Source organism: Simplicispira piscis (assembly GCF_054783455.1).
In genome coordinates, this window is record NZ_BAAGQN010000007.1 from 156,114 (window position 1) to 177,787 (window position 21,674).

The window sequence follows — 21,674 nt, forward strand, 5'->3', positions numbered from 1 at the left end:
AGCGATTATTTGTGACCTTTTCGCCGAAACAGAACAACCCACAGCCCCGTGCAGTCAGTGGGTCACCGGGGCGTCGCCCGAGGAGCGCTCCCACCGCCACGCCATCTGCAGGAGGCAGCGTGGCCTTGTCCCGCCTGCTCCAGCCGGTTGCACGGGGGTTGCAGGATATTCGGGCAGGCCGTTCGGGCAGCGCGGTGTTGGAGGCTGTTCCCGCGCAGCAGCGGCCCGGTGTACAGGCTTTGCTTTTCCAGGTGCTGCGTTCACTCGGTAGGGCCGAGGCCTTGCGAGCCCAGTTGGCCCCCCGCAAGCCATCGCCAGCGGCGGATGCCTTGTTGTGCACGGCGCTGGCGCTGATGTGCGATGAGGACAACGCCCCCTACGAACCATTCACCCTGGTGAACCAGGCTGTGGATGCTGCCAAAGGCAATAGCGCCACGCGAACGCAGGCAGCCTTCATCAACGCCTGTCTGCGCCGATTTCTGCGTGAACGTGAACCACTGATGCAGGCCACGCACAATGATCTGCAGGCGCGGTGGAACCACCCCCGCTGGTGGGTGCACCGCGTGCAGCAAGACCACCCTGAACAGTGGCAGCAGATTTTGCAGGCCAACAACACCCAGGCACCGATGGTGCTAAGAATTAATGAGCAAAAAACCACGCTAGCGCTTTATCAGCAAGCGCTGACAGCTATCAATTGTGAGTCGTATGCGGTCGGTGACACCGGCCTGGTGTTGCACCGTGCACTGCCAGTGTCGGACCTGCCGGGCTTCTTTGACGGACTGGCTTCCGTGCAGGACGCGGCTGCCCAGATGGCCGCGCCCTTGCTCTTGGACGGACTTGTTTTTGATCGTCCCATGCGTGTCCTTGATGCCTGCGCGGCGCCCGGGGGCAAGACCGCACACATGCTGGAATGGGCGGGCTCCAATGCGGCCCTGCAGGTGACCGCGCTGGATGTAGACCCCGAGCGCTGCGAGCGTATCCGCGGCACGCTGGAGCGCCTGGGGCTGCACGCCCAGGTGCTGGCCGCCGATGCAGGGCGACCGCAGGACTGGTGGCAAACGCACTGCGGCGGCGAGCCGTTTGATGCGATCTTGCTGGACGCACCGTGCACTGCCTCGGGCATTGTGCGCCGCCATCCCGATGTGCGTTGGCTGCGCCGGGAGAGCGATATTGCGCAATTGGCCGCCATCCAGGCCCACCTGCTGACCACCCTTTGGCCCTTGCTGCGGCCGGGCGGACGCCTTCTCTACTGCACCTGCTCGGTCTTTCGGGCCGAGGGCGATGGGCAAGCACAAGCGTTTCTTGCGCGCCACAAAGATGCACAACTCTTGCCCTCCCCGGGCCATTTGTTGCCTGGTATGGGCGCCAAAGGGAAAGCAGTCCCAGACAATCAGCCAGGTGAACATGACGGCTTTTTTTACGCACTCTTTCAAAAAGCAACGGCCTGACGTATCCATGGCACGCCTCTGGGTCCGTGGCTGGGTGCGCTGGTGGCTGGCAGTCTTGCTGGCCTTGAGTCTGCCGGTGCATGCAGAAAGCCGTGCGAGCATTCCAGAAATGGGACTGGAATGGAGCGAGGAAGGCGTGTTCCTCAGCGCCGTGTTGCAGTTTGACCTGCCTACGCTGGTGGAAGATGCCCTGCACAAGGGCATACCCATGTATTTCGTCACCGAAGCGGAGCTGGTGCGGGACCGCTGGTACTGGTACGACCAACGCATCGAAACCACGGCGCGCTATATGCGCTTGAGCTACCAGCCGCTGACCCGGCGTTGGCGTTTGAATGTATCGCCTGTGCCCTTTGAGGGCAGTGGTCTGGGTGTGGCATTTGGCCAGAATTTTGATGAACTGGCCGATGTCTTGGCTGTCATGCGGCGCATTGCCCGCTGGAAGATTGCAGAGACCCAGGCCATCGACCCGCAAGCACGGTACAACGTGAACCTGCGTTTTTGGCTCGACATGTCGCAGTTGCCCCGGCCCTTGCAGATTGGGGCCATGGGCCGGTCGGGCTGGAGCCTCTCCATAGCGCGCAACCAGCGCCTGACGATGGAGCTGGGGCGATGAGCCGCACCGGCGAGGCTCAGCGCCCCTCGAACGCCGTGCGTTGGGCGTTGGGTGTGGGGGCCGCCGTCATGGTGGCCATTGGCTTGGTGCTTTTATTCTTGCTCACGCTGACCACCAACAACAGGGTGCTGTACGAGCGCAACTATGCTTGGCTGTTCGGCATCAACGTGGTGGTTGCCGTGCTGTTGGTGGCCGTCCTGGCCTGGGTGGCTTTGCGGTTGATCATGCGCCTGCGGCGCGGGCGTTTTGGTAGCCGCCTGCTGGTCAAATTGGCCGCCATTTTTGCCTTGGTGGGGCTGGCGCCGGGGCTGATGATCTATTTTGTTTCCTATCAGTTCGTATCGCGCTCTATCGAAAGCTGGTTTGACGTCAAGGTAGAGGGGGCGCTAGCGGCCGGCGTCAGCCTGGCGCGCGCCACGCTGGAAATGCAGGCCACGGACATGGCCACCCGCACGCGCAATGCCAGTACCCAGCTGGCGCAGGTGCCAGACTCCACGGCCGTGCTGGCGCTTGAGCGCATTCGGGATCAATTGGGTGCCTCGGACGTGGTGCTCTGGAGCGCCGCTGGTCAGATGGTGGCGAGCGTGGGGCAATCACGCTTTCGCATCAACCCGCAACGGCCAACCGCACAGCTGTTGCGTACGGTGCGCGAGCAGCGGGCAGTGAGCCAGATCGAGGGGCTTGAAGACCTGACCGATCTGGGCGACCAGGCCGCGCTCAAGAATGTTCGGGTCACTGCCATGGCCTTGGTGCCGAGCACCGCCATGGGATTTCTGGCTGAGCCGCGCTACCTGCAGGTCACCCTCCCATTGCCGTCGGTTCTGGTCGATAACTCTGTTGCAGTGCAGGAGGCTAACCGCGAATACCAGGAGCGTGCCCTGGCCCGGGGAGGGTTGCGACGCATGTATATCGGCACGCTCACGCTCAGCCTGTTTCTCGCGGTTTTTGGTGCCGTGCTGCTCGCCGTGTTGCTGGGGAACCAACTGGCTCGCCCCTTGTTGGTGCTGGCCGAAGGCGTGCGCGAAGTCGCGGAAGGCAACCTCAGCCCCAAAGCGGTATTGCAAGGCAAAGACGAACTTGGGGGGCTGACGCGCTCTTTTGCGTTGATGACGCAGCAACTCGCTGACGCACGGGGCACGGTAGAGAAAAGCATGGAGGCTGTGGACGCGGCCCGTGCGCGATTACAGACCATTTTGGACAACCTGACGGCGGGCGTCATCGTGCTGGACCGGCAGGGCACCATTCGCACCTCCAATCCGGGGGCAACGCGGATTTTGCGCGCTCCCATGGCGGCCTACGAAGGGCGGTTATTGGCGCAGGTGCCCGGCCTGGAAGCGTTTGCTGCCGCTGTACAGGAGCAGTTCCACGCCTACCTCGGCCACGGCGATACCCACGGGCTGGACCATTGGCAGCAGTCGTTTGAGCTCCACGAGTCACCCAGCGGTGCTGGTCACCATGCCACCAGCCTTGTGGCCCGGGGCGCCGAACTACCCGATGCTGCGTGGCTGCTGGTTTTTGATGACATCACCGAGATCGTATCGGCACAACGTGCGCAGGCCTGGGGTGAAGTGGCGCGCCGATTGGCCCATGAAATCAAGAACCCTTTGACCCCGATCCAGCTCTCGGCCGAGCGGCTGGAAATGAAGCTGACCGGCAAGCTGCCCGCCTCTGAACAAGCCTTGCTCACCAAGTCGGTCAAAACCATCGTTGACCAGGTCGATGCCATGAAACGTCTCGTCAACGAGTTTCGTGACTATGCCCGCCTGCCCGCCGCAGAGTTGCAGCCTCTAGACCTCAATGCCCTGGTGTCTGACGTGTTGCAACTGTATGAAGCCGAGCATGCCAGCGTTGCCGTACAGGCACAGCTCGACCCCCATTGCCCGCGCATCCTGGGGGATGCCCAGCAGCTGCGCCAAGTAGTACACAACCTGCTGCAAAACGCGCAGGACGCCACAGACCAGGCCGGAGCCAATGCGGCCGAGCCAGGCGCATTGCAGCCCGTGTGCATCAGCACCCACTGGAGCGAAACCTCGCAGCGCGTGCGATTGCGCGTTAGTGACCATGGAACAGGCTTCCCCGCGCACATCCTGCAGCGTGCGTTCGAACCTTACGTCACGACCAAGGCGCGCGGAACAGGACTGGGGCTGGCTGTCGTGAAAAAAATCGCCGATGAGCACGGTGCCCGCATCGATCTGTCCAATCGGCAGGAGGAAGGCGTGGTACTGGGCGCTCAAGTATCGCTATCATTCGCCCCTGAGCACAGGGTGGCGTCCTGACAACACTGTGCACTGCAGTTTTAAGGCACTTCATACATGGCAAACATATTGGTGGTTGACGATGAACTCGGCATTCGGGACCTTCTGTCGGAAATCCTGAACGATGAAGGGCACAGCGTAGATCTTGCCGAAAACGCAACGCAAGCCCGGGCTGCCCGCATCAACGGCACCTATGACCTGGTATTGCTCGACATCTGGATGCCCGATACCGATGGTGTCTCGCTCCTCAAGGAATGGGCGGCCGGTGGCCTGTTGACCATGCCGGTGATCATGATGAGCGGCCACGCCACCATTGATACGGCGGTTGATGCCACGCGCATTGGTGCTTTTGCGTTCCTGGAAAAGCCGATCACCATGCAAAAGCTACTCAAGGCTGTGGAGCAAGGGTTGGCGCGCCAGTCGCTGCGTCCAGCAGCTCCGGCTCCTGTCGTTGCGGCCAGCCCGCCGCCTGCCGACAGTGCTATCTACGCGGCGCATAATCTTCCCATCACCATGGAGGCCGACACCGGTCCGCACGCCCATCAAGGGTTCGACCTGGACCGCCCCTTGCGCGAAGCGCGGGATGGGTTCGAGAAGGCGTATTTTGAATTCCACCTCGCACGGGAGGGGGGCTCCATGACCCGCGTTGCTGAAAAAACAGGCCTGGAGCGCACCCATCTTTATCGCAAACTGCGCCAGCTGGGTGTTGACCTGGCGCGAGGCAAACGTAATTAATTCGGTTCAGCGGAAAAGACGAAAAAATTTTGGTTATATTTTGGTTATAATTTGAGGCTTAGGCCCGGTAGCTCAGTCGGTAGAGCAGAGGATTGAAAATCCTTGTGTCGGCGGTTCGATTCCGTCCCAGGCCACCAAAATCAAGCGCCCCAGTGCCCTCAACGGTTCTGGGGCGTTTTTGCATTTGCGCGCAGTGGGATTGTGATTTTGGGGCTGTCACAGGGCCGGGATGTCTAGGCCTCAATCTCTTACCAGGGCTGGCCAGGAATACCGGACCACAGCTCGCTGAGATCCGGGAAGCGCCACCGATCGGGATCTTCGCGGGCCGCGATTTTTTCGGTGCAGTGGAGTGCTGAAAGATCCACTATTTCAGGAGGAATGCGCAAATCCGATTTTGACGAGTAAAACACCTTGACCACCGGTGTGACCAGCGACTTGGCCGCTTGCTCCGTCACCACGCCAATACGCCCCGAAGTCAGGCGCACCAACGAACCCACCGGATAGATGCCAATGCTTTTGACAAAAGCCTGGAACAGGCGCGCGTCGAAGTGGTCGTTGGTCCATTCGGCCATGCGGCGGATGGACTCCGACGGGTCCCAGCCGCGCTTGTAGGGGCGGTCTGAGGTGACGGCGTCGTACACGTCGCAGATGGCGGTCATTCGGGCGATCAGGCTGATCTTGTCGCCCTTGAGCTTGTCGGGGTAACCCGTGCCGTCGATCTTTTCGTGGTGGTGCAGGCAGGCGTCGAGCACGGTGGCTTCCACGTTGCCGCCTTCCTTGAGCATGTGGTAACCCTCCACCGGGTGGCTTCGCACCACGGTGAACTCATCGTCGGTGAGCTTGCCTGGCTTGTTCAGCACAGACATGGGAATGGCGGCCTTGCCCAGGTCATGCAGCAACCCGGCCATGCCGGCGGTGCGGGTGTGCGCGTCATCCAAGCCCAATTGCCGGGCCAGCGCCACCATCAGGGCGCAGACGGCTACTGAGTGCATGTAGGTGTAGTCGTCCGCCGTTTTCAGGCGCGCCAGGCTGATCAGCGCACCAGGATTGCGGGACACGGAATTGGAAATCTCCGCCACCAGGCTGGATGCGCTTTCTGCGTCTACCGCGTTGCCCATGCGGGCCTCGCTGAACATCGACACCACGGCCTGCTTGGCCTGGCTGCAAATGGAGGCGGCCCTGCGCAATTCGCCCTGCATGGTGGTGGATGCACGATCATTGGCAGAGGGCAGTGGTTGAGCCGATGGCTCAACCACCATGGGTGGCAGGTCTTCCAGGTGGCTGAAGTCGGTGTCGATGCGGGCGTCCACCTCTTCGCGAGAGAGCGAGGTCGTGCCGGCCGCTACGTCTTTGCCCCGGGAGACATCGATCCAGACCTCACGGATGGCGGTGGCACGGATCAGTGCCAGGTCTTTCGGGTCGGACAGAATGAACTTGGTGCGCCAGAAAGGGTGCTCCATCCAGGAACCACAGAACTCCTGCAGGTACATGCCCAAGGTGAGATGTTTGACATCAATGCGTTTGAGCATGAACCAGACTCAAATGTAAATACACGGTAACAATAGGCGGCCATGTTAGCCTTTTTCACTCACGATGGCTGACACTAACCTTCCCGTTCGCAAAAAATCCACGATGCCTGGGGTAGCGCAAAAGGCGCTGCACAAGCTCGGCCTGGTGCGCGATATTGACCTGGCGTTGCACCTGCCGCTGCGCTATGAAGATGAAACGCGCATCACGTTGCTGCGCAATGCACGCGATGGCGACATGGTGCAGGTCGAAGCCACCGTCACTGCCAGTGAGGTGCAATTGCGCCCGCGCAGGCAGTTGCTCGTGCAGGTAGACGATGGCACCGGAACCTGCGAATTGCGCTTCTTCAGTTTCTACCCCTCGCACCAGAAAACCCTGGCCCTGGGCGCGCGCCTGCGTATCCGGGGGGAAGTCAAAGGCGGCTTCTGGGGACGGCAAATGCTGCATCCGGCTTTCCGGGTGGCCGGTGGAGAACTGCCCGCCGCCTTGACGCCTGTGTACCCGACCACGGCCGGCCTGTCTCAGCCCTACTTGCGGCGGGCGGTGGCAATGGGCCTACAGCGCGCGGACCTGTCCGATACGCTTCCCCCTGGCGTGGAGTTGCCATTTGCCAAAAATAGAGGTCAAAACGGCATCCAAGGCTTATATAGCCTGCGGGATGCGCTCATTTTTTTGCATCACCCGGCGCCCCATGTATCTCTGGCGGCACTCGAAGACCGCAGCCACCCCGCCTGGCAGCGCCTGAAGGCCGAGGAATTATTGGCCCAGCAGTTGTCGCAGCAGCAGTCGCGGCGCGCGCGTGACCAGCTCTGTGCCCCGGTCATCCAGCCGGGTAGCGGGGCACAGGGCCTGCCGCCCTTGCACGAGCAATTGCTGGCCGCGCTGCCTTTTGGGTTGACGGCTGCCCAGCAGCGCGTGGGTAAAGAAATCGCGGCTGATCTGGCTCGTACGCGGCCCATGCACCGGCTGCTGCAAGGCGATGTCGGGTCGGGTAAAACCGTGGTGTCGGCCCTGGCTGCCTGCCTGGCCATGGAGGTTGGCTGGCAATGCGCTTTGATGGCGCCGACGGAAATTTTGGCCGAACAGCACTTCGCCAAAATGATCAGCTGGCTCGAACCCTTGTTGGCAGCGCGGGGGCGTTGCGTGGCTTGGTTGGTGGGCGGGCAAAAAAAGAAAGAACGTGCGGCCATGCTGGCAAGGGTGGCGTCCGGCGAGGCAGCGCTGGTGGTGGGCACGCACGCCGTCATCCAGGAGCAGGTGCAGTTCAAGAACCTGGCGCTGGCCATCATCGACGAGCAGCACCGCTTTGGTGTAGCCCAGCGCCTGGCACTGCGTAAAAAACTGGCGGCGCCGGAGGGCTCGGGGTGGGGTGAGCGGCAAGCGGCCGCCGCAGATCGGGATGGGCGGCAAGGCGCGATGCCCCACGCCGAGCTCCCCGCGATGGAGCCGCACATGCTGATGATGAGCGCAACGCCCATTCCGCGCACCCTGGCCATGAGCTATTACGCCGACCTGGATGTCTCTGTGATCGACGAATTGCCCCCGGGGCGCACGCCCATCGTCACGCGGCTGATTGCCGACAGCCGCAAGGACGAGGTCATCGCACGCATTGCCAGCCAGGTGGCGGCGGGGCGGCAGGTGTACTGGGTGTGCCCGCTGATCGAGGAGAGCGAGACACTGGACCTCTCCAATGCCACTGCCACCCATGCCGATCTGAGCGAGGCTTTGCCCGGCACTGTGGTAGGCCTGCTGCACTCGCGCATGCCCAGTGCCGAAAAGAAAGCCGTAATGGCCGAATTCAGCGCAGGGCGCATGGGTGTGCTGGTGAGCACCACGGTGATTGAAGTGGGAGTGGACGTGCCCAATGCCTCGCTCATGGTCATCGAGCATGCCGAGCGCTTTGGCCTGAGCCAGTTGCACCAACTGCGCGGTCGCGTCGGCCGCGGTGCGGCCGCGTCGGCCTGCGTGTTGCTGTATGCCACCAACGACAGTGGCCGTGTGGGGCAAACCGCCAAAGAGCGTCTGCGCGCCATGCAGGAAACCAACGATGGATTCGAGATCGCCCGGCGCGACCTGGACATCCGCGGCCCGGGAGAGTTTTTGGGCGCACGCCAGTCGGGTGATGCCCTCTTGCGCTTTGCCGACCTGGTGACCGATACCCACCTGCTCGAATGGGCGCGGGCGCTTGCGCCGGTAATGTTGGACCGCTACCCCCAGCACGCCGAGCGGCATGTGGCGCGCTGGCTGGGCGGCAAGGCCGACTACCTCAAAGCGTAGAGGTGCCCGGGCGTGCGATGTGGGTGGCCTCCCATGCCTCAATGGGCACCGGCCGGCCCAGCAGATAACCCTGGCAGAAATGGCAGCCATGGCTGATGAGAAAGGCGCGCTGTGCCACGGTCTCCACGCCTTCGGCCACGACCTCCAGCCCCAGCGCATCGCTCATCACCAGAATGGCGCGAACAATGGCGCTGCTGGTGTTGTCGTTCAGCATGTCGCGGGTGAAAGACTGGTCGATCTTCAGCAGGTCAAAGGGCAAGCGCTTCAGATAGGACAGCGATGAGTAGCCCGTGCCGAAATCGTCCAGCGCGAAGCGCAGTCCCAGGTCGCGCAATTGGTGCATCTTGGTGATGGTGGTTTCGATGTCGCCCAGGATCGCGCTCTCGGTCAGCTCCAATTTCAGGCCGCCGGAGTCAATGCCCGTGCGTTTGAGTGTTTCGTGCACCAGGGCCACAAAGTCGGCCTGGTGGAACTGCCTTGCGCTCACATTGACGGCCAGGGTCAGATGCCGGGTGGCCGGGCTGAGTTGCCATTGGGCCAATTGCTGGCAGGCGGTGTCCAGCACCCACTGGCCCATGGGCAGGATCAGGCCGGTTTCTTCCGCCAGCGGGATGAAGTCGGCGGGAGATATGGCTTTTCCGTCTGCGCCCATCCAGCGAATCAGGGCTTCGGCGCCGACCACGGAGCCTGCCTGATCGACCTGTACCTGGTAGTACAGCTGGAAAGCACGGTGCTCGACAGCATCGCGCAAGCCCATCTCCATGGCCACGCGGGCATCCATGGAGGCCTGCATCGTGTCATCAAAAAACAGTACGCTGCCTCCGCCTTCTTCCTTGGCGCGGTACATCGCTACCTCGGCCTGCTGGAGCAGTACCTCCGGGGGCGCCTTGCCGGCACTGAACAATGTGACGCCTGCACTGTTGGCGGCATAGAGTTTCCTGGTGGCGCCCAGCTCATAGGGCGCCGCCAGCGTGTTGTGCAACTGCTGTGCCAACTGGTGCGCAGCAGCCATGGCCTGTTCAGCATCTGCGCCGAGGTTCTGCACGATGGCGGCAAACGTGTTGCTGCCCAGGCGTGCCACCGTATTCTGCGCGCCCATGCAATCCTGTATGCGCCGGGCCATCTCGCACAGCAGCAGGTCGCCTGCGGCATGGCCCCAGGTGTCGTTGATTTGCTTGAAGCGGTCGATGTCGGCCAGTAGCAGCACGCCGTGCTGTGCACTGGCCCCGAGCGCCTGCTTTAACCGGTCTTGCAACAGGGTGCGGTTGGGCAGGCCGGTCAGGGTATCGTAGTAGGCCAGCCGGTGCACCAGTTCCTCAGACTGCTTTTGCTGCGTGATGTCTTCCTTGGTGGCGACGTAGTGGGTCACCTGGCCGCTCGCATCCACGATGGGGGCAATGATGGCCATTTCCACATAGGTGGAGCCGTCTTTGCGGGTGTTGGTGAACTCGCCGCGCCACGGTTTTCCGGACGCCAGTGCCGCCCACATGGCCTTGTACGTCGCTGGGGCGGTTTTGCCACGGTTCAGTATGCGGGGGTTGTGGCCCAGCACTTCATTCCGCGTGAAGCCGCTGTTGCGCACAAAGGCCTCGTTGACGTATTGAATGCGCGCTTGTGTATCGGTAATGATGATGCTCTCAGGGCTCTGCTCCACGGCGGTGGACAGGCGCCGCAAATCCATGTCGCGCTTTTGCAGCTCGTCGGCCATGTGGTTGATGCCTCGCTCCACGGCATGCATTTCACGCACATTGGAGTACTGTGAGATCGGTGTTTCCAGGCGCCCTGAGGCGACGTTGTCGATCGCCGCGGTGATCTTGTGTGTCCAGGCCTCGATCAGGTCATAGACGCAATAGCGTGCCGTCAGCACCGACACCAGGGCAATGCCTGCAAGCAGCGCAATGCGCAGCCAGAACCCCTGGTCAATACCGGCCACCGTGTGGCCCAGAGGGGCGCCGACGGCGAACACCAGGGGCGTGCGTGAAAAACGCGACGACACAATGCCGTACATGCGCCGGTTGCCGTCCGGGCCCACCAGTTCGCTGACGGTTTGGCCGTTTTGCAGCGCAGTCAGAAATCGCTCGGCGACCTCGGGCGGCAGTCGCTGTGCTGGCGCAAGCCCCTCGCTGGGGTGGTGAGACAGCACCGCGCCCGTGCCGCTGAGCAGAAAAGCGTTCCATCCCACGGGTAGTTTGAATTGCGCCACCAGCTTGTCAAACCAGCCGATCTGGATGGAGGTGAACAGGATGGCCTTGAGTTGGCCCTGGGCGTCGTGCACCGGGTAGCCAAAGGTCATGCCGGGTCTGTGTGAAATGCGTCCGACCAGAATTTCACCGGTCGTAATGCCCTGGCCCATGCTGGCATCGCGGAACCATTGGCGATCGCTGACCGTGACCACCGTGCGCAGCGGGATGGCACTGCAGAAAACGGCGCCGTTGGGCAGCACAGCGCCAACGTTGGCGACATCCTCCATGGATTGCATCAAGCGCTGCGCCAGACCAGAGCAGTCTGCGCCATCGAGCGATTGCAGGTTGTCGGCACGGGCCATGATCTGGAAGGTCTGGCGCATGCTGCGCAAGGCTGACTCCTCTGTCAGATGAACCGCCGCCAGCATGCGGCCGACTTCATTGTCTAGGGCTGCGATCGCGTCATGGCGCCGTTCCCGGTAGTCCAGGAAAGCCATCAAAAAAACCGGAAGGCAGGCCATGGCAATAATTGCCCACAGGCGCAGATGCAAGGACCTGGTGGTGCGCGGTGTCATGGTTCGTGCATCATAGAGGGATTGATCCTGCACAGCACGGTATTTGGATGTGTGCTGCGCAAGGCACCGGGTGCCCATACTGCTACTCACATGACTCTCACCGAACTCAAATACATCGTTGCCGTGGCACGCGAAAAGCACTTTGGCCGTGCCGCCGATGCCTGTTATGTGTCGCAGCCCACGCTGTCGGTGGCGGTCAAAAAGCTGGAAGAAGAGCTGGACGTCAAGCTGTTTGAGCGCAGCGCCGGAGAGGTCAGTGTGACCCCGCTGGGCGAGGAAATCGTGCGCCAGGCCCAGAGCGTGCTGGAGCAGGCCGCCGCCATCAAGGAGATTGCCAAGCGCGGTAAGGACCCGCTGGCGGGTGCGTTGACGCTGGGCGTGATCTACACCATCGGCCCTTACCTGTTGCCCGATCTGGTGCGCCACGCCATTCGGAATACCCCCCAAATGCCGTTGATGCTGCAGGAAAACTTCACCGTCAAGCTGCTTGAAATGCTGCGCACGGGCGAGATTGACTGCGCCATCCTGGCCGAGCCTTTCCCCGACACGGGGCTGGCCATGGCGCCTTTGTATGACGAGCCCTTTCTGGCCGCTGTTCCCAGCAACCACGCGCTGGCCGCACAGCCCTCGGTGTCGGCGGCGGAACTCAAGAGCGAAAACATGCTGCTGCTGGGCGCTGGCCACTGCTTTCGCGACCATGTGCTGGAGGTGTGCCCCGAGTTTGCGCGCTTTGCCAGCAACGCCGAGGGCATCCGCAAGACCTTTGAGGGCTCGTCGCTGGAGACCATCAAGCACATGGTGGCTGCTGGCATGGGCGTCACCTTGGTGCCGCGCCTGGCGGTGCCGCGCGAGGCGCTCTCGCGCCAGGCCCGGCGGCGCAAAAGCGATGAACCGCATATCCGCTACCTGCCCATCCTGGAGAGCGACGGCAGCGCACCGCCCACGCGCCGTGTGGTGCTGGCCTGGCGGCGCAGCTTTACGCGTTATGAAGCCATCGCCGCGCTGCGCAACTCCATCTATGCCTGTGAACTGCCGGGAGTTACGCGGCTGTCATGAGCGCGCAATGCACGGTGGTCACCGTCCTACATCGAACCGCCAAGCCTTGCGTTACAGTGAACCGGTAGCTCCTGTGAGCTTGCAGTTGCGTGTTTTGACCGCATGCGGATGTTCCCAGGTTCGATTGTTTATCCACCCCAGGAGATGACTATGGCCAAAGCCGCCAACACTACCAAAGCTCCCAAATCCAAGGTTCCTGCTATCCATATTGGCATCAGCGACAAGGACCGTGCTGCCATCGCCAGCGGCCTCTCGCATTTGCTAGCGGACACCTACACGCTCTACCTCACTACGCATAACTTCCATTGGAACGTGACGGGGCCGATGTTCAACACGCTGCACCTGATGTTCATGGGCCAGTACACCGAACTGTGGAACGCCGTGGATCCGATTGCCGAGCGCATCCGTTCGCTGGGCCATGTAGCACCGGGTTCGTATGCCGAGTTCGGCAAACTCGCCAGCGTGCCCGATGCGCCCAGCAAGCCACCCAAGGCCCTGGACATGGTGCGCGTGCTGGTCGAAGGCCATGAAGCCGTGGCGCGCACGGCACGCAGCATCTACCCTGCGGTGCAACGTGCCAGCGATGAACCCACGGCCGACTTGCTGACCCAGCGCCTGACCGTGCATGAGCAGACGGCCTGGATGCTGCGCTCCTTGTTGGAAGAGTAAATCTGTTGCGCCTGGCGGCCTGCGCGTGGCCAGCCGGGCACTGCACTGCACTACACTGCGGCGGCATCGGTTCGGCCTGCGTGCCAGTAGGCCGGATGAGCCCCAGTCTTTTTTCGTCTGTATGTCTCCCTCGCCGCGCAGCCGCCTGTCCCTGTACCTTGATCTCATCCGCTGGAGCCGCCCCGCAGGGTGGCTGCTGTTGCTGTGGCCCACACTCAGTGCGCTGTGGCTGGCCGCTGGCGGCTTTCCAGGCTGGCACCTGGTGGCGGTGTTTACGCTGGGGACCATCCTGATGCGCAGTGCCGGTTGCTGCGTGAACGACGTGGCCGACCGGGATTTTGACCGGCATGTCAAGCGCACGGCGCAGCGCCCCATCACCAGCGGCGCCGTGTCGGTGCGCGAGGCTCTGGGCGTGGGAGCTGTGCTGGCACTGGTGGCGTTTGCGCTGGTGCTGACCACCAATGCGCCGACGGTGGTCTGGTCGCTGCCCGCCCTGGGAGTGACCATTCTTTACCCGTTCACCAAGCGGTTTTTTTCCATGCCCCAGGCCGTGTTGGGCGTGGCTTTCAGCATGGGCATCCCCATGGCCTTTACCGCCGTGCAGGGCCAGGTGTCCTGGCTGGCGCTGTGGCTGGTGCTGGGTAACCTGTTGTGGGTGCTGGCCTACGACACCGAATACGCCATGGTGGACCGCGATGATGACTTGAAGCTGGGCATGCAAACCTCGGCCATTACGCTGGGACGCTTTGATGTGGCTGCCATTGTGGCGTTCTACCTGGGTTTTGTGCTTATTTGGGCTCTGGCCCTTGCTCCGTTTGCGCTGGGTGCTCTGTTTTATGTTGCTATTGCCGTGGTGCTGGCGCAGGTGGCCTGGCATTGGGCCTTGATTCGGGGGCGTACGCGCGAAGGCTGTTTCAAGGCCTTCCGCGAGAACCACTGGATCGGATTCTCCTTCTTTGTGGGCATTGCTGGCAGCTACGCATTGCGTTAAATGCTATTAAATATATAGCTGTCAGCGCTTTCAGGTAGGGCGTTGGGTGGCAATTTGGCCTAGAATTTAAGCGCCAAACTCATTGCCCAGCTCGTGGGCGCGTTGCTGCGCTGCCTGCATGGCGCGCACAAAGGCCTCCCCCACGCCGTCCTGTTCCATCGACTGCAGCGCCGCATAGGTGGTGCCGCCCTTGGAGGTGACGCGCTGGCGCAGGACTTGAGGCGACTCGTCCGATTGCCGGGCCAGCTCCGAGGCGCCTACAAAGGTGCCGACCGCCAACTGGTGGGCCTGGGCGGGTGTCAGGCCCATGGCCGTGCCAGCGCGGGCCATGGCCTCCAGAAAGTAAAAAACATAGGCTGGGCCGGAGCCGGACAGAGCAGTGACGGCGTCGAGCTGCTGCTCGTCGTCCACCCACAGGAATTCGCCCGTGGTTGCCATGATGGTCTCGACCTGCTGGCGCTGTGCTGCGCTGACGCCAGTGCGGGCATACAGCGCACTCATGCCCTTGCCCACCAGCGCGGGGGTATTGGGCATGGTGCGTACGATGCAGTCGCTGCCCAGCCAGCGGGCAATGCTGTCAGAGCGGATGCCGGCAGCCACGCTCAGGTGCAGGGCATGCTGGGTGTGCTCGCGCGCCTGCGCGGCGGCGTCCTTGAAGGTTTGCGGCTTGACAGCCCAGACCACGATGCCCGCGCGCGCCAGCGCGGGGCCGGCCGTTGCCTGCGCCTGGATGTCGAAGTTTTTTTGCAATGCCACCCGGGCTTCCTCCCACGGTTCAACCACCTCGATCTGGTGGGCGGGGTGGCCCTGGCGGATCAGCCCACCAATGATGGCGCTGGCCATGTTGCCGCCACCGATGAAGGCGATCATGGGCAGGGGGATGGAGGCTGCGGAGGCGGAAGTCTGGCTCATGGTGCGGTGCAGGTGCTGCTGTGGAGCCCGCCATGGTAGCGGCATCGGTGGCATGCGCCACCCATGGGCGCACCTCAGGCCAGCGTGGTCTGGCGCACGGCATGTTCCCAATGGGCCATCAGCTCTTGTGCGCGCGCGGCGCCCAGCGTGGGGACAAAGCGGCGCTCGGCGCGCCACAGCTGCGCGAGTTCTGCGGTGCTGCCATACACCCCGCTTGATAACCCGGCCAGGTAGGCGGCACCCAGCGCGGTGGTTTCGATCACAGCGGGCCGTACCACCGGAATTCCCAGCAAATCCGCCTGGAACTGCATCAGCAGGTCGTTGATGCAGGCGCCGCCATCTACGCGCAACTCGCTCACCGGTGCGCCACCGGCAGCCACGGCGTCGCGGCTCATGGCCAGCAGCAGGGCGGCGCTTTGGTAGGCAATGCTTTCCAGTGCCGCGCGGGCGATGTGGGCAAGGGTGGTGCCGCGTGTCAGGCCGGTGATGGTGCCGCGTGCGTCGGGTTGCCAGTACGGTGCGCCCAGGCCGGTGAAGGCGGGCACCATCATCACGCCACCCGAGTCGGGCACGGAGAGCGCCAGGGGCTCCACCTCGCTGCTGCTGGAGATGGCACGCAGGCCGTCGCGCAGCCACTGCACCACGGCGCCGCCGACGAAGACGCTGCCCTCCAGCGCAAATTCGGGTTGTGTCCCAGGCTGGGCGGCGCTGGTGGTGAGCAGGCCGTTTTGGCTGGTCTGGAACGTGGAACCTGTGTGCATCAGCATGAAGCAACCGGTACCGTAGGTATTTTTTGCCATGCCTGCGGTGAAGCAGGCCTGGCCGAACAGCGCACTTTGCTGGTCACCTGCCACTCCGCCGATGCGAATGGTGTGGCCCAGCAGGTCCGCTGCGGTGTCGCCAAAGTGGGCGCTGGACGGCAGCACCGCGGGCATCAGCGCCTTGGGAATGCGCAGCAGCGCCAGCAGTTCGTCGTCCCACTGGTTGGTGTGCACATTGAGCAGCATGGTGCGCGAGGCGTTGCTCACATCCGTCACGTGCACCTGGCCGTGGGTCAGCTGCCAGATCAGCCAGCTATCGACGGTGCCAAAAGCCAGCTCGCCGCGCTCGGCCGCCTCGCGTGCGCCGGGCACGTTGTCCAGCAGCCACTGCAGTTTGGTGCCTGAAAAATAAGCGTCGATCAACAGTCCGGTCTTGGACTGGATGGTGTCCGCCTTGCCCTGTTCGCGCAACTGCGCACAGGCGGGTTCTGCGCGCCGGTCCTGCCAGACGATGGCGTGGTGCACGGGCCGCCCGGTCTTGCGGTTCCACAGCACGGTGGTTTCGCGCTGGTTGGTGATGCCTACCGCCCGGATGTCGCGGGCGGTGATGCCTGCCTGCTGCAGGGCGGCGCGCGCCGTGGCGAGCTGGGTGCGCCAGATCTCCATCGGATCGTGCTCCACCCAGCCGGGGCGGGGGTAGATCTGGGGAAGTTCGAGTTGCGCCTGGGCCACGATGTGGCCGCGTTCGTCGAACACGATGCTGCGTGAACTGGAGGTGCCTTGGTCGAGGGCGAGCAGGTAGGTCATGGTGTGTCAGTGAAAGGGCGCGCTGGAGGAGCCGTGGGATCAGGGTGCGGCAAGCACCAGTTCCACATCGGCGTTTTCCAGCAGAGCGGGGAAGGGCGCAGGCGGCTGCTCGTCGGTAAACAGGCGGTCGATTTGGTCCAGGGTGGCCAGCTGCACCATGGCAGGGCGGTTGAACTTGCTGTGGTCGGCGGCCAGCCAGACCTCGCGGGCGTGTTCCACGATGGTTTGTGCCACTTTCACCTCGCGGTAATCGAAGTCGCGCAGCGAGCCGTCGTCCTCGATGCCCGAGATACCAATGATGGCGATATCCACCCGAAACTGGCGAATGAAGTCCACGGCGGCTTCGCCCACGATGCCCCGGTCGCGCGAGCGCACCACGCCCCCGGTCACGATGACCTCGCAATCGGGGTTGCTGCACAGGATAGCCGCGACGTTGAGGTTATTGGTAATGACGCGCAGGCCCTGGTGCTTGAGCAGCGCCTTGGCAATGGCTTCGGTGGTGGTTCCGATATTGAGGATCAGCGAGCAGTTGTTGGGCACCCGCTGCGCCACCGCCTTGGCAATGCGCGCCTTGCCCTCGGAATTGAGCGTTTCGCGCTGGGTGTGGGCAATGTTCTCTACCGTGGAACCCGGCATGCGCACGCCCCCATGGAACCGGGTGAGCAGCCCGTGCTCGGAAAGACGCTGCACATCGCGCCGCACCGTCTGCAGGGTCACTCCCAGGGTTTCGGCGAGTTCTTCCACCGTGGCCGACTGGCGGGCGCGCACTTCTTCGAGCAGAAGCAGTTGTCTGGGATTGGTGTTCACGCAGATTTTTGGGGAAAGGTGGCGGGTGTTGTTACTGTAAATCGAAAAAAAAGGAACCAATTAAGGGTTAACCTTGATACATTTCGAACAAAAAAGAACAAAAATGAAAAGATACGAAAATCAACATGCTGCGGCAATCCTCCTAACACGCTGAAAAGCTGGGAGCGGCGTGCCGCAGGAAAGGTCAAGCAATGGAGCTGGTTCTGGAGCGCATCAGCAAAAAAGTGGGCGCGCAAACCTGGCTGTACGACATGGATCTGGCCCTGCACAGCAACGCCGTGACGGTGTTGTTGGGGGCTACGCAGGCGGGCAAAACCAGTCTGATGCGCATCATGGCCGGGTTGGATGCGCCCAGCAGCGGGCGGGTGCGGGTGGATGGGAAGGATGTGACGGGCATGCCGGTGCGCCAGCGCAATGTGGCCATGGTCTACCAGCAGTTCATCAACTACCCCTCGCTTACTGTGGCGGACAACATCGCGTCGCCGCTCAAGCTGCGCGGTGAAAAGAACCTGCAGGCGCGCGTACGCGAATTGGCCGAGCGCCTGCACATAGAAATGTTTCTGGACCGCCTGCCCGCCGAGCTCTCAGGCGGACAGCAGCAGCGCGTGGCCTTGGCCCGCGCGCTGGCCAAGGGCGCGCCGCTCATGCTGCTCGATGAACCCCTGGTGAACCTGGATTACAAGCTGCGCGAAGAATTGCGCGAAGAACTCACGCAACTGTTTGCGGCAGGGCAGTCGACCGTGGTGTACGCGACCACCGAACCGGCCGAGGCCCTTTTGCTGGGCGGCTATACGGCCGTGCTGGACGAAGGGCGACTGCTGCAATACGGCCCCACGGCCGATGTGTTCCACGAGCCCTGCTCGCTGCGCGTGGCGCGCGCCTTCAGCGACCCCCCCATCAACCTGGTGGCGGCTGGGTCGGCAGCGAACGGCCTGCGACTGCAAGGCGGCGTGGAGCTGGTGCCGCGCAAGCCCCTGGCAGCGCCTGCCAGCGCAAATCTGACCGTTGGGGTGCGTGCCAGTGCGCTGCGCGTGCAGGCGCGCCCTGGCGATGTGGCAGTGCAGGGTACGGTGGAGCTGGCCGAAATTTCTGGCTCCGATACCTATGTGCACGCGACGACACCGCTGGGCGACCTGGTCGCCCAGATCACGGGGGTGCATTACTTTGATCTCGGGGCCTCGGTCACGCTGTACTTCAGCCCTGCGCAGGTCTATGTGTTTGGCGGCGATGGCGGCCTGCTGCTGGCGCCGCAGCGCACGGGGGGGATTTGACATGGCGCATATCACGCTTGATCTGGCGCATTCGTACAAACCCAACCCCCATCAGGACAGCGACTACGCGCTGCTGCCGCTCAAGATGGAGTTCGAAGACGGTGGCGCTTACGCGCTGCTGGGTCCGTCGGGCTGCGGCAAGACGACCATGCTCAATATCATGTCGGGCCTGCTGGTGCCTTCGCATGGCAAGGTACTGTTCGATGGCAGCGACGTGACGCACAAGAGTCCTCAGCACCGCAACATTGCCCAAGTGTTCCAGTTCCCGGTGATCTACGACACCATGACGGTGGCCGAGAACCTGGCCTTCCCCCTGCGCAACCGCAAGGTGCCGCAAGACCAGATTCGCCAGCGCGTCGGAGTCATTGCCGAGATGCTGGAGATGAGCGGACAGCTGGACCAACGTGCGGCGGGCCTGTCGGCCGATGCCAAGCAGAAGATCTCGCTGGGCCGGGGGCTGGTGCGCTCGGATGTGGCCGCTGTGCTGTTCGATGAGCCACTCACGGTGATTGACCCGCACCTCAAGTGGCAATTGCGGCGCAAACTCAAGCAGATCCACCATGAGCTCAAGCTCACGTTGATCTATGTGACCCACGACCAGGTCGAGGCGCTGACCTTTGCCGACCAGGTGGTGGTGATGACGCGCGGCCGTGCCGTACAGGTGGGCTCGGCTGATGCATTGTTCGAGCGGCCACAGCATGTGTTTGTCGGGCATTTCATTGGCTCGCCGGGGATGAATTTTCTGCCCGCGCAATTCGACACAGGGCGCTTGCAGGTGGCTGGCCATGCCCTGGAGCTGCCAACGCCGCGCGTGCTGCCTGCGGGTGCGCTGCAGGTGGGCATACGGCCTGAATATCTGTCACTGGCGCAGCCGGGCCAGGTCGGCGCCTTGCCGTGCACCGTGTCGCGTGTGCAGGATATCGGCACCTATTTCATGCTGACCGCACAGGCAGGTGCGCACCAAGTCAAGGCGCGTTTCAACACGGAACAGCGCTTGCCCTCTGCCGGCGATCAGGTCTGGCTGCAGGTGCTGGGTGAACACACTTGCTTCTACCAAAACGAGGAGTTGTTGCCATGAGCGGAACCACCAAACCGGTGAACCAAAAAGCCTGGTTTCTGATTCTTCCGGTGCTGCTATGTGTGGCCTTCTCGGCCATCATTCCTTTAATGACGGTGGTGAACTACTCGGTGCAGGACATCATCTCGCCCGAGCGCCGGGTGTTCGTCGGGGTGGAGTGGTTTGCCTCGGTAATGCGCGATGAGGAATTGCACTCTGCACTGTGGCGGCAAATTACCTTTTCGCTGGCGGTGCTGTTGGTGGAGATTCCGCTGGGTATTTTGCTGGCGTTGTCCATGCCTGCGCAGGGATGGAAGTCTTCTGCCGTGCTGGTGGTGGTGGCGCTGTCGCTGCTGATTCCGTGGAACGTGGTGGGCACGATCTGGCAGATCTATGGGCGTGCCGACATCGGCCTGCTGGGATATACGCTGCAAAAGATCGGCATCGATTACAGCTACACGGGCAATGCCACGCATGCCTGGCTCACGGTGCTGGTGATGGATGTATGGCACTGGACGCCGCTGGTTGCGCTGCTGTGTTTTGCCGGGCTGCGCAGCATTCCCGATGCGTACTACCAGGCCGCCCGGATCGATGGGGCCAGCAAGCTGGCGGTGTTCCGCTACATCCAGCTGCCCAAGATGCGGGGCGTGTTGATGATCGCGGTGCTGCTGCGTTTCATGGACAGTTTCATGATCTACACCGAGCCGTTTGTTCTGACCGGCGGCGGACCGGGCAATGCCACGACCTTCCTGTCGCAGTACCTCACGCAGAAGGCGGTCGGCCAGTTTGATCTGGGGCCGGCGGCAGCCTTCTCGCTGATCTACTTCCTCATCATCCTGCTGATGTGTTTCATCCTCTACAACTGGATGCAGCGCATGGGAACCGCCGACGCACAAGGGGCTGGCCATGAATGAAAAACGTTTCCAGAAGCGCACGCTGTTCCTGATCGCGTACCTGATTTTTGCTGTGTTGCCCATCTACTGGATGATCAACATGAGTTTCAAAACGAACGAGGAAATCCTGTCGCATTTCTCGTTTTGGCCCCAGCACTTCACCTGGGCGAACTACAAAACCATCTTTACGGATCCCTCGTGGTATTCGGGCTACATCAATAGTCTGATCTATGTGGCCATCAACATGGTGATTTCGCTCACTGTGGCCTTGCCTGCGGCCTACGCATTCTCACGCTACCAGTTCCTGGGTGACAAGCATGTGTTTTTCTGGTTGCTGACCAATCGCATGACGCCGCCGGCGGTTTTCCTGCTGCCGTTCTTCCAGCTTTACACCACGGTGGGCCTCATGGATACGCATATCGCGGTGGCATTGGCGCACCTGCTGTTCAACGTGCCTTTGGCGGTGTGGATTCTGGAAGGGTTCATGAGCGGCATCCCGCGCGAGATCGATGAAACCGCCTACATCGACGGCTATTCGTTTCCACGTTTCTTTCTCACCATCTTCCTGCCGCTGATCAAGGCGGGTGTGGGTGTGGCGGCGTTCTTCTGCTTCATGTTCAGCTGGGTGGAGCTGTTGTTGGCGCGCACGCTGACCAGCGTGAATGCCAAACCCATCGTGGCCACCATGACGCGCACGGTCAGCGCATCGGGTATGGACTGGGCCACGCTGGCAGCAGCGGGTGTCCTGACCATCGTTCCGGGCGCCATCGTGATCTGGTTTGTGCGGCATTACATCGCGAAGGGTTTCGCGATGGGCCGTGTGTAACGTTTTCATGG

General features: G+C 62.4%; 17 protein-coding genes and 1 tRNA gene. 13 read left to right on the forward strand and 5 right to left on the reverse strand.

The window, feature by feature from the left end:
- The first annotated feature begins 119 nt into the window (after positions 1-119).
- The 5 genes from rsmB to ACYVOC_RS04105 all read left to right on the forward strand — a co-directional run bounded on the left by rsmB (position 120) and on the right by ACYVOC_RS04105 (position 5,188).
- A complete protein-coding gene (rsmB, locus tag ACYVOC_RS04085) occupies positions 120-1,448 on the forward strand; it encodes a 16S rRNA (cytosine(967)-C(5))-methyltransferase RsmB (RefSeq protein WP_116005808.1) in 1,329 nt (442 codons plus the stop codon).
- Positions 1,449-1,455: 7 nt separating this feature from the next.
- Positions 1,456-2,061: a DUF4390 domain-containing protein gene (locus ACYVOC_RS04090; protein WP_116005809.1), complete on the forward strand. Its 606-nt coding sequence runs from the start codon at positions 1,456-1,458 to the stop codon at positions 2,059-2,061.
- Positions 2,058-4,337, forward strand: a complete 2,280-nt coding sequence (locus tag ACYVOC_RS04095) for a sensor histidine kinase (RefSeq protein ID WP_116005810.1) — start codon at positions 2,058-2,060, stop codon at positions 4,335-4,337. The genes ACYVOC_RS04090 and ACYVOC_RS04095 overlap by 4 nt, the downstream gene beginning before the upstream one ends.
- A gap of 36 nt (positions 4,338-4,373) precedes the next feature.
- Positions 4,374-5,051, forward strand: coding sequence for a response regulator (locus tag ACYVOC_RS04100; protein WP_116005811.1), 678 nt, complete (start codon positions 4,374-4,376; stop codon positions 5,049-5,051).
- Positions 5,052-5,112: 61 nt separating this feature from the next.
- Positions 5,113-5,188: transfer RNA gene (locus ACYVOC_RS04105), tRNA-Phe, on the forward strand.
- 111 nt (positions 5,189-5,299) lie between these two features.
- Here the strand turns inward: ACYVOC_RS04105 and ACYVOC_RS04110 are convergent.
- Positions 5,300-6,580, reverse strand: a complete 1,281-nt coding sequence (locus ACYVOC_RS04110) for an HD-GYP domain-containing protein (protein WP_461160954.1) — start codon at positions 6,578-6,580, stop codon at positions 5,300-5,302.
- Between the two features lie 103 nt (positions 6,581-6,683).
- Between ACYVOC_RS04110 and recG the strand changes: the two genes are divergently transcribed.
- Complete coding sequence (gene recG / locus ACYVOC_RS04115; RefSeq protein ID WP_461160955.1) at positions 6,684-8,855, forward strand: ATP-dependent DNA helicase RecG; 2,172 nt, start codon at positions 6,684-6,686, stop codon at positions 8,853-8,855.
- Here the strand turns inward: recG and ACYVOC_RS04120 are convergent.
- On the reverse strand, positions 8,845-11,613 hold the full coding sequence (locus ACYVOC_RS04120) for a bifunctional diguanylate cyclase/phosphodiesterase (RefSeq protein WP_461160956.1): 2,769 nt from the start codon (positions 11,611-11,613) through the stop codon (positions 8,845-8,847). The two genes, recG and ACYVOC_RS04120, sit on opposite strands and share 11 nt — an antisense overlap.
- Before the next feature lie 90 nt (positions 11,614-11,703).
- On the opposite strand from ACYVOC_RS04120, the gene ACYVOC_RS04125 reads away from it, so the two are divergent.
- The 3 genes from ACYVOC_RS04125 to ubiA all read left to right on the forward strand — a co-directional run bounded on the left by ACYVOC_RS04125 (position 11,704) and on the right by ubiA (position 14,329).
- Positions 11,704-12,669 carry a LysR substrate-binding domain-containing protein gene (locus ACYVOC_RS04125; protein ID WP_461160957.1) on the forward strand — a complete coding sequence of 322 codons (966 nt, stop codon included), beginning with the start codon at positions 11,704-11,706 and terminating at the stop codon, positions 12,667-12,669.
- Positions 12,670-12,819: 150 nt separating this feature from the next.
- Positions 12,820-13,338, forward strand: a complete 519-nt coding sequence (locus tag ACYVOC_RS04130; RefSeq protein ID WP_116005815.1) for a Dps family protein — start codon at positions 12,820-12,822, stop codon at positions 13,336-13,338.
- Between the two features lie 121 nt (positions 13,339-13,459).
- Positions 13,460-14,329, forward strand: coding sequence for a 4-hydroxybenzoate octaprenyltransferase (gene ubiA / locus ACYVOC_RS04135; RefSeq protein ID WP_461160958.1), 870 nt, complete (start codon positions 13,460-13,462; stop codon positions 14,327-14,329).
- Between the two features lie 66 nt (positions 14,330-14,395).
- On the opposite strand, the gene proC is transcribed toward ubiA, so the two are convergent.
- The 3 genes from proC to ACYVOC_RS04150 all read right to left on the reverse strand — a co-directional run bounded on the left by proC (position 14,396) and on the right by ACYVOC_RS04150 (position 17,616).
- Entirely contained in the window at positions 14,396-15,241 is an 846-nt protein-coding gene (gene proC / locus ACYVOC_RS04140; RefSeq protein ID WP_461160959.1) for a pyrroline-5-carboxylate reductase, read from the reverse strand.
- 74 nt (positions 15,242-15,315) lie between these two features.
- The gene (gene glpK / locus ACYVOC_RS04145) at positions 15,316-16,809 is read right to left on the reverse strand and encodes a glycerol kinase GlpK (RefSeq protein ID WP_461160960.1); all 1,494 of its coding nucleotides are present in this window, start codon (positions 16,807-16,809) and stop codon (positions 15,316-15,318) included.
- A gap of 39 nt (positions 16,810-16,848) precedes the next feature.
- Positions 16,849-17,616: a DeoR/GlpR family DNA-binding transcription regulator gene (locus tag ACYVOC_RS04150; protein WP_116006246.1), complete on the reverse strand. Its 768-nt coding sequence runs from the start codon at positions 17,614-17,616 to the stop codon at positions 16,849-16,851.
- A gap of 191 nt (positions 17,617-17,807) precedes the next feature.
- Between ACYVOC_RS04150 and ACYVOC_RS04155 the strand changes: the two genes are divergently transcribed.
- Genes ACYVOC_RS04155 through ACYVOC_RS04170 form a run of 4 tightly spaced genes read left to right on the forward strand, consistent with a single transcriptional unit; the run spans position 17,808 to position 21,663 of the window.
- Positions 17,808-18,887 carry an ABC transporter ATP-binding protein gene (locus ACYVOC_RS04155; protein WP_116005819.1) on the forward strand — a complete coding sequence of 360 codons (1,080 nt, stop codon included), beginning with the start codon at positions 17,808-17,810 and terminating at the stop codon, positions 18,885-18,887.
- A 1-nt stretch (position 18,888) separates the two neighbouring features.
- On the forward strand, positions 18,889-19,965 hold the full coding sequence (locus ACYVOC_RS04160) for an ABC transporter ATP-binding protein (protein WP_461160961.1): 1,077 nt from the start codon (positions 18,889-18,891) through the stop codon (positions 19,963-19,965).
- Entirely contained in the window at positions 19,962-20,858 is an 897-nt protein-coding gene (locus ACYVOC_RS04165) for a carbohydrate ABC transporter permease (protein WP_116005821.1), read from the forward strand. The genes ACYVOC_RS04160 and ACYVOC_RS04165 overlap by 4 nt, the downstream gene beginning before the upstream one ends.
- On the forward strand, positions 20,851-21,663 hold the full coding sequence (locus ACYVOC_RS04170) for a carbohydrate ABC transporter permease (RefSeq protein WP_116005822.1): 813 nt from the start codon (positions 20,851-20,853) through the stop codon (positions 21,661-21,663). The genes ACYVOC_RS04165 and ACYVOC_RS04170 overlap by 8 nt, the downstream gene beginning before the upstream one ends.
- Positions 21,664-21,674 lie beyond the last annotated feature (11 nt).

What these genes read in the sequence shown, in the direction of transcription:
- ACYVOC_RS04090 (WP_116005809.1), top strand. Translation starts at nt 1,456, where the DNA reads ATGGCACGCCTCTGGGTCCGTGGCTGGGTGCGCTGGTGGCTGGCAGTC.
- ACYVOC_RS04095 (WP_116005810.1), top strand. Translation starts at nt 2,058, where the DNA reads ATGAGCCGCACCGGCGAGGCTCAGCGCCCCTCGAACGCCGTGCGTTGG.
- ACYVOC_RS04100 (WP_116005811.1), top strand. Translation starts at nt 4,374, where the DNA reads ATGGCAAACATATTGGTGGTTGACGATGAACTCGGCATTCGGGACCTT.
- ACYVOC_RS04110 (WP_461160954.1), bottom strand. Translation starts at nt 6,580, where the DNA reads ATGCTCAAACGCATTGATGTCAAACATCTCACCTTGGGCATGTACCTG.
- recG (WP_461160955.1), top strand. Translation starts at nt 6,684, where the DNA reads ATGCCTGGGGTAGCGCAAAAGGCGCTGCACAAGCTCGGCCTGGTGCGC.
- ACYVOC_RS04120 (WP_461160956.1), bottom strand. Translation starts at nt 11,613, where the DNA reads ATGACACCGCGCACCACCAGGTCCTTGCATCTGCGCCTGTGGGCAATT.
- ACYVOC_RS04125 (WP_461160957.1), top strand. Translation starts at nt 11,704, where the DNA reads ATGACTCTCACCGAACTCAAATACATCGTTGCCGTGGCACGCGAAAAG.
- ACYVOC_RS04130 (WP_116005815.1), top strand. Translation starts at nt 12,820, where the DNA reads ATGGCCAAAGCCGCCAACACTACCAAAGCTCCCAAATCCAAGGTTCCT.
- ubiA (WP_461160958.1), top strand. Translation starts at nt 13,460, where the DNA reads ATGTCTCCCTCGCCGCGCAGCCGCCTGTCCCTGTACCTTGATCTCATC.
- proC (WP_461160959.1), bottom strand. Translation starts at nt 15,241, where the DNA reads ATGAGCCAGACTTCCGCCTCCGCAGCCTCCATCCCCCTGCCCATGATC.
- glpK (WP_461160960.1), bottom strand. Translation starts at nt 16,809, where the DNA reads ATGACCTACCTGCTCGCCCTCGACCAAGGCACCTCCAGTTCACGCAGC.
- ACYVOC_RS04155 (WP_116005819.1), top strand. Translation starts at nt 17,808, where the DNA reads ATGGAGCTGGTTCTGGAGCGCATCAGCAAAAAAGTGGGCGCGCAAACC.
- ACYVOC_RS04160 (WP_461160961.1), top strand. Translation starts at nt 18,889, where the DNA reads ATGGCGCATATCACGCTTGATCTGGCGCATTCGTACAAACCCAACCCC.
- ACYVOC_RS04165 (WP_116005821.1), top strand. Translation starts at nt 19,962, where the DNA reads ATGAGCGGAACCACCAAACCGGTGAACCAAAAAGCCTGGTTTCTGATT.
- ACYVOC_RS04170 (WP_116005822.1), top strand. Translation starts at nt 20,851, where the DNA reads ATGAATGAAAAACGTTTCCAGAAGCGCACGCTGTTCCTGATCGCGTAC.